The sequence below is a fragment of the Candidatus Regiella insecticola LSR1 genome (assembly GCF_000143625.1).
Lineage (GTDB): Bacteria > Pseudomonadota > Gammaproteobacteria > Enterobacterales > Enterobacteriaceae > Regiella > Regiella insecticola.
The window spans coordinates 1-6,902 of record NZ_GL379595.1; the positions used below are offsets into that span (position 1 = coordinate 1).

Annotated in this window: 5 protein-coding genes and 2 pseudogenes; 6 read left to right on the forward strand and 1 reads right to left on the reverse strand. The window is 40.6% G+C overall.

What is annotated here, in order from left to right:
* Positions 1-741, forward strand: a 741-nt coding sequence (locus tag REG_RS07470) for a cytochrome C assembly family protein (protein ID WP_039907856.1), incomplete at its 5' end; no start/stop codon positions are given.
* Positions 742-1,013: 272 nt separating this feature from the next.
* Here the strand turns inward: REG_RS07470 and REG_RS07475 are convergent.
* A pseudogene (locus tag REG_RS07475) lies at positions 1,014-1,355 on the reverse strand (diacylglycerol kinase); the annotation flags it as partial.
* 123 nt (positions 1,356-1,478) lie between these two features.
* Here REG_RS07475 and plsB point away from each other — a divergent pair.
* The 5 genes and pseudogenes from plsB to REG_RS10825 all read left to right on the forward strand — a co-directional run.
* A pseudogene (gene plsB, locus REG_RS07480) lies at positions 1,479-3,919 on the forward strand (glycerol-3-phosphate 1-O-acyltransferase PlsB).
* 96 nt (positions 3,920-4,015) lie between these two features.
* Positions 4,016-4,378 (forward strand): hypothetical protein, encoded by a 363-nt coding sequence (locus REG_RS07485; RefSeq protein ID WP_006705086.1) that lies wholly within the window; start codon positions 4,016-4,018, stop codon positions 4,376-4,378.
* Positions 4,379-4,890: 512 nt separating this feature from the next.
* A complete protein-coding gene (locus REG_RS10810; protein ID WP_141553648.1) occupies positions 4,891-5,694 on the forward strand; it encodes an autotransporter-associated beta strand repeat-containing protein in 804 nt (267 codons plus the stop codon).
* Complete coding sequence (locus REG_RS10815; protein WP_050749364.1) at positions 5,657-6,064, forward strand: autotransporter-associated beta strand repeat-containing protein; 408 nt, start codon at positions 5,657-5,659, stop codon at positions 6,062-6,064. Before REG_RS10810 ends, REG_RS10815 begins: the two co-directional genes overlap by 38 nt.
* A 167-nt stretch (positions 6,065-6,231) precedes the next feature.
* Positions 6,232-6,902, forward strand: a 671-nt coding sequence (locus tag REG_RS10825) for an autotransporter-associated beta strand repeat-containing protein (RefSeq protein ID WP_141553649.1), incomplete at its 3' end; no start/stop codon positions are given.

The window sequence follows — 6,902 nt, forward strand, 5'->3', positions numbered from 1 at the left end:
TTCAGTTTGGGATTAATTATCCCCAGTTTATTACGGAAAAATAGTGCCTACCGACGTTTGGCACTGTTTTTTGCTGTCTTAGCGTTAATTTGTCATGCTGCGGCATTAAAACAACAGATTTTTGATGTGGTGGACGGTAGTCAAAATCTTACTTTACTTAATATTGGTTCTACCGTAGGGCTTGTTGTGTGCTCAATCATGACCATAGTGGCATCACGTGGGCGTGTGTGGTTTATGTTGCCGATTGTTTACAGCTTTGCCATGATTAATTTGGCTTTTGCTAGTTTGTGCCCTGGTGAGTTTATGACTCATTTAGAAGGGACGCCTACATTATTTGTCCATATTGGTTTGGCTTTATTGGGTTATGCTACTTTAATTATTGCTGCACTGTATGCTTTACAATTGGCTTGGCTTGATTATTTGTTGAAACATAAAAAGCTGGTTTCTCCTGCCGATATGCCTCCGCTCATGAGTATTGAGCGTCAAATGTTTTATATCACGCAAATTGGGGTGGTGTTATTGAGTTTAACTTTGTTTACTGGACTCTTTTTTAAAGATAATTTGTTTAGTGAAGAAAATCGTTATAAAATATTATTATCTGCTACAGCTTGGTGGATTTATATTGTTTTATTGTGGGGGCATTATTACAAAGGCTGGCGGGGTCGCCCTGTGGTGGGGTTTAGCCTGGTGGGCGCATTTTTTTTGACTTGTGCTTATTTTGGTAGTCGCCTAATTCAATAAACCTCTTTCGAAATCTCTTGTACTCGCTGATACTTCGTCAAAAACGAGCTCAAAATGCTCATTTACTGTATGTAAACTGCGCTTTTTCGCTCGTTTTTTCCTTGTCTGAGCGTGTCGCTCAAGAAGATTTCGAACCTACTGCGTGACACGGATCCTGCGTTGCCCGGTGCGCGCAATCCTCATGTACTGATGGCAACGAAGGTTGCTGTGCGCCGGGCGCCTTGGCTTCGTATCACTCGCTACGGTTTCGAAAGAGATCTAATAAAACCTCATTAAATCAAAATACTCATCCAGACAAAAAAAGCCATTAAAATAGTTATAAAAACCGCTGCTGAGGCGATATCTTTTGCTTGGCCAGAGAGCGGATGCTGTTCACTGCCAATCCGATCGATAGCGGTTTCAATCGCACTATTTATTATTTCAACAATGATAACCAGTACAATCGACCCTATTAATAAAATACGTTCTATTGTCGTAAAATCTAGGCAATAAGCTAATATAATGGCGATAATAGCCACTATTGTTTCTTGGCGAAAAGCGGCTTCATTTTTCCACACCGCTAGCAATCCTTTTAGCGAATATTGGCTAGCGTGGTAGAGGCGGGTTAATCCCGTTTTTTATTTTTTATCAATGGATATGCCTTTATCTTTGTTAATTCACAACTTTAATCGAGGGTTTCTGGTATCCTTGCGCTGAATTGCTAATGCTAATTTATAGAAGAGAGGCTTGACCTTGTTATGTCGGGTTGGCGTAAAATATACTACAAGTTACTGAATTTACCACTTAATGTTTTGGTAAAAAGCAAGCCGATTCCGGCAGATATGCTAACCGTATTAGGTTTAGATCCCTTATGTCCCATTCTGTATGTTTTACCCTATTATGCTAAAGCGGATTTGCTGACGTTACGAACGCAGTGTTTAGCGCGAGATTTACCTGATCCCTTAACGCCATTAGAAATAGCCGGCAGGCAACTTCCCCGTTATATTTGCCTTGCCAATGGCGCTAAAACGGCGCCTGATGGTCAGTTCAAAACGTTATTTCACCATTATTTGGATCTATATCAAGTTAATCCTAAATTGGACGTACAAATATTACCTGTTACGGTGATGTTTGGTCGTTCTCCTGGTCGTGAAAATAATAATCCTCCTTATTTCCGTCTATTAAAGGGATTGCGGAAAATTTTCACTTTGTTATGGCTAGGGCGTGATACTTTTGTGCACTTTTCTGCCAAAGTGTCATTGCGTGCCTTGGCAAATGAACAGGGTCAAGATAAAGCCATCGCTAATAAATTAGCGCGGGTAGCGGCTATTCATTTTTTACGGCAACGTTTAATGATTATTGGGCCACCCCTGCCGATTCGGCAAGATTTGTTTAAAAAACTGCTCTCTTCTAAGGTGATTGAAAAAGCGATTTTGGATGAAGCGCGGGTAAAAAAAATCTCTGATAAAAAAGCATCGCGTTCTGCGCTGCTATTAATGGAAGAAATTGCCACTGATATTTCTTACGAAGCGGTGCGTTTTTCTGATCGTATATTGGGTTGGATGTGGAATCGTCTTTACCAAGGAATTAGTGTCCACAATGCGCAGCGGGTACGCAAATTAGCGCAAGCAGGGCATGAGATTGTTTATGTACCTTGTCATCGTAGCCATATGGATTATTTATTGCTCTCTTATGTGCTTTATTATCAAGGTTTAGTACCCCCTCATATCGCCGCGGGAGTGAATCTAAATTTTTGGCCCGCGGGTCCTATCTTTCGCCGCTTAGGCGCGTTTTTTATTCGCCGTTCTTTCAACGGCAATAAACTTTATTCAACGGTATTTTGTGAGTATCTTGGCGAACTGTTTAGCCGTGGTTATTCGGTTGAATATTTTATCGAGGGGGGGCGCTCTCGGACTGGGCGTCTTTTGGAGCCAAAAACCGGGATCCTCTCCATTACACTTCAATCAATGTTACGGAAAGGGATCCGCCCTATCACATTAGTGCCGGTTTATATTGGCTATGAACATGTGATGGAAGTGGCGACCTATACGAAAGAATTGCGTGGCGCGGTCAAGAAAAAAGAAAGTCTCCTACAGATGATACAGGGTCTGCGAAAATTGCGTAATCTGGGTCAAGGTTACGTGAATTTTGGTGAGCCTTTGTCGTTGACCGATTATCTTAACCATTATGCGCCAGATTGGCGTCGATCTATCGATGCTGTAGAGGCTCAGCGCCCAAGTTGGCTGACACCGGCAGTGAATGACTTAGCCAGTACAATAATGATCAGGATTAATAACGCTGCGGCGGCTAATGCGATGAATTTGTGTTCAACGGCGCTGTTAGCGGCGCGCCAATTTTCGTTAACAGCAAAACAATTGCTTGAACAACTTGATTGTTATTTGCAACTTCTTCTGCATGTGCCTTATACCACAGAAGTGACAGTGCCGGATAAAGCGCCGGAAGAATTACTCAATAATGCACTGAGTATGAATAAATTCCAGTTAAAGCATGATAATGGGGAAGATATTATTACTTTATCCCATGAGCAGGCGGTATTGGTGACTTATTATCGCAATAATATTCAGCATTTACTTATATTGCCTTCATTGGTTGCTAGCATAGTAATCAATCATCATGGAATCAGTCGGCAAGAGGTTATACATCAGGTGGCGCTGATTTATCCCATGCTGAAAGCGGAGTTATTTTTGCATTATAGTCAAGAGCAGCTTCCCTCTGTATTGAATGCTTTGTGTGATGAATTGATTCGCCAGCAATTAATCAATGAAAGTCATCACCAGCTGATGGCGAACCCGATGCGATGTTATCCATTACAATTATTGGCTGCTGGAGCCAGTGACAGGTTACAGCGCTATGCCATCACTTTTTTCTTGCTCAGTACTCATTCATCGATCATTCGGGCAGAATTAGAAAAAACAGCCGTTTGCTGGCACAGGGTTTATCCGCATTACCGGGTATTAATTCCCTTGAATTTGTTGATAAAACAGGGTTCTCGATATTGATCGCTAAGCTACGAGAAGCGGGTTTTATCAGTGATAAAAAGAATAAAATGGCGAGCGATGCGTTAGCCATCTATCGTATGTTGAGCCAGCTGATAGCTCCTGAGGTAAAACAGAGCATAGAAAATAGTAACCTGTTGGAGAAGAGAGAAGCACGTGCTTCTTCGATTTTAATTAAATAGCATATAAACAACAATATAATTATTATTTATAATAACCATATGTATACATATAATTTATTTCTCATATATTAGAGGTGATTTTTTATAGGTGGAAATATGTTTGGTATAGAAAATATGATTAGTGTGCAATATATGAAAGAGACTGCATGTGAATATATTGGCGCTCCTTCTCCGTCACAGAAAGAGTTAGAAGCAGCTGCTGCTAAGGAGATGGCAGCTGTTGAAAAAGCTGCTAAAAAAGAGGTGGAAAAGAATTTTCTGGAGGATCCGAAGCAGCAGCTAGATGAAGATCGTAAGTGGGTTTTAGATATATTGAACCATCACGCTAAAATTGGAAGTAAGGAAGTAAATTTGACTTGGTGGAACATTAGTGACTTTCCGGTTGGGATCTTGTGGGAGGGACTAGAAAAGTTGTTGCTCGGAGAAAATAGATTTCCAAAAAAACTCTTGATGTTTTAAAAGAGAAGGTGCCGCATATTGAGTTCAAACTTTCTCAAAAATTGGAAACTCTTTTATGTCCGGAAGAAAAGCAGCAATTCGAAGATGGATGTGTTCTTACCGGTAAAGTTACCATTCTAGAGGGTCGTCGATCATTGAACGTTACTTTTGCCTAGAAAACACCTCTAGTACGATCATAAAAAATTAATTCCAATAAATAAGCCAGGATTATACTTCGGCTTATTTATATTACTCCCGCCTTTAATATATAAATAAAATTCATTCTATTAAATATTTTTTATAATAGGATTGCAGTCAGTCGCCTTGACGAAAAGCTTTTATTAAACTTTACTTTATTTGTAATTTAAATTTTTAATTCAATTTAGCTTAGATAAAATAATATATTACTTAACCTGAATCAGTGTTATTTCTGCCAGCTGTTCTATTCTTTAAACCTATTTTATATGGGCTGAAAATTTATTCTATAGAATAAGGGTAATATGAATATAAGATATTATTTGATACAAGATGAAATGAAATATTTCTTAAGAATTTTAGCCATAGCGAGCCATATTTTTTGTATTTCTTCGGTATCAATTGTTTATTCTTCTACACAGTTAAATAGCGGTTTAGTGATCTTTGATCGTTCAGACTATTTTGGCAACGACGTTCTCCATGCAAATGGAGGAGCGATTGAAGCCAATGATAATAAACTTGATCTTCATAATAAAATTATTTTAGATGATGAAGGACTGATCATTCAGGGTACAAATCCATTCACGTTATCGGGTCAGATTAGCGGGATAGGGAAATTAATAAAATTGGGTTCTTCCAATCTAATATTGAATTCATTTAACACTTATCGTGGTGGTACCCTTACTAAGGAGGGGCAATTAACACTTGGTAACTCTGCCGCATTGGGCAGTGGTATATTAACGGTTGAAGGCGCCACGAAATTAGATAATTCTCATCATATCCCCTTAAATAATCCAATAAAACTCAATGCAGACCTCTCTATAGAAGGGAATCAGAATCTGGATATTAATGGCATTATTTCAGGAGCAGGAGGGTTACATAAATACGGTACCAGTGAATTGATGTTGAATGCCGTTAATCACTATAGCGGTGGCACTGTCCTTTATGATGGAAGATTGTTCCTCGGTAATGAAGACGTCTTGGGCAGTGGTTCTCTAAACGTGAAAGGTGAAGCAACACTTGATCACAGTAGCGGTTTTACATTGAATAACGCGATTGAACTGGATGCTGATCTTAAGCTAGCGGGGCGTTATTTGACGTTAAATGGAACTATTTCAGGAGCGGGGGGGGGGGATAAATAAGCTGTCTTCTGCTCAACTAACCTTGAATGCGGCTAACAGTTATAGTGGTGGCACTGTTATTAAAGGGGGAGGAAAGCTGGTCATTGGAGACAATTTAGCATTAGGTAGTGGTGCTTTAGTGGTCGATAAGGAGGTGCGCTTAGATAATTGGCAAAACTTAGCATTAAAAAATGATCTCCATTTAAATGCCGACCTGGAGCTAGAAGGTAGCCATGATCTTATGCTCAATGGGATTATTTCAGGTAGCAAAGGGATCAAAAAACAAGGGAAGGCTTCATTGACGTTAAAGAGGGATAACAGCTACCAGGGGGGTACCACCATAAATGAAGGAAACTTGATACTCGGTGGTGATACGGCCTTGGCGGGGTGAAGTTAGAAAAAAGATGTCTTTAAATAGCCTCATCCCATTAAGGTTAATGAATACTGTGTGGGTAAATGAAGATCTCAAAGTGGTGGGGGATCACGATCTAACACTCGATGGCGTTATTTCAGGCTCTGGAAGCCTTTCGAAGTTTGGTATGAATCATCTGATGTTGAATGCGGCTAATAACTACAGTGGAGGGACTTTTTTTTCATCATGGAATACTGGTGTTGGGTAACGATGCGGCATTAGGCAGCGGCGCTTTGACTGTCGAAGGGATGTGGAATGTCTTAGACACCAAGACCGCGTTAACACTGAATAATCCGATTGAACTGATAGGGGATCTCAGAATAGCAGGACATCATGATCTGACATTAAATGGGATCATTTCTGGCGAAGAACTCCTAAATAAACAAGGTGAGGCCACGTTAAGATTAAACGCCGCTAACCGCCATGAGGGTGGGGTTATACTCAGTGGTGGCAAACTATTGCTGGGTAATAGTGCTGCCCTTGGCAGCGGTAGTTTGATGCTGTTGGAAAAAGGGGGCAGCTTAGAGACGACCACTGCATTAACGCTGAATAATACGGTTAAGTTATGGGCAGGAAAGCTCGACCTAAGCGGTAGTGAGGATTTAACGTTGGAAAGCGAGCTATTGGGCCCGGGAATGATCACCAAATCTGGCACGGGTGTGCTGACATTAAATGCCGCTAACCACTATGAAGGGGGAACCCTGCTGAGTAGTGGAAAATTGCTATTGGGCAATAATGCGGCATTGGGGAGCGGTGTATTGCAGATTGCTAAACACGGGACAAGCCTCGCTACCCGTCGTGCCCTGACGCTGAATAA

What these genes read in the sequence shown, in the direction of transcription:
- REG_RS07485 (WP_006705086.1), top strand. Translation starts at nt 4,016, where the DNA reads ATGTTTGGTATAGAAAATATGATTAGTGTGCAATATATGAAAGAGACT.
- REG_RS10810 (WP_141553648.1), top strand. Translation starts at nt 4,891, where the DNA reads ATGAAATATTTCTTAAGAATTTTAGCCATAGCGAGCCATATTTTTTGT.
- REG_RS10815 (WP_050749364.1), top strand. Translation starts at nt 5,657, where the DNA reads ATGGAACTATTTCAGGAGCGGGGGGGGGGGATAAATAAGCTGTCTTCT.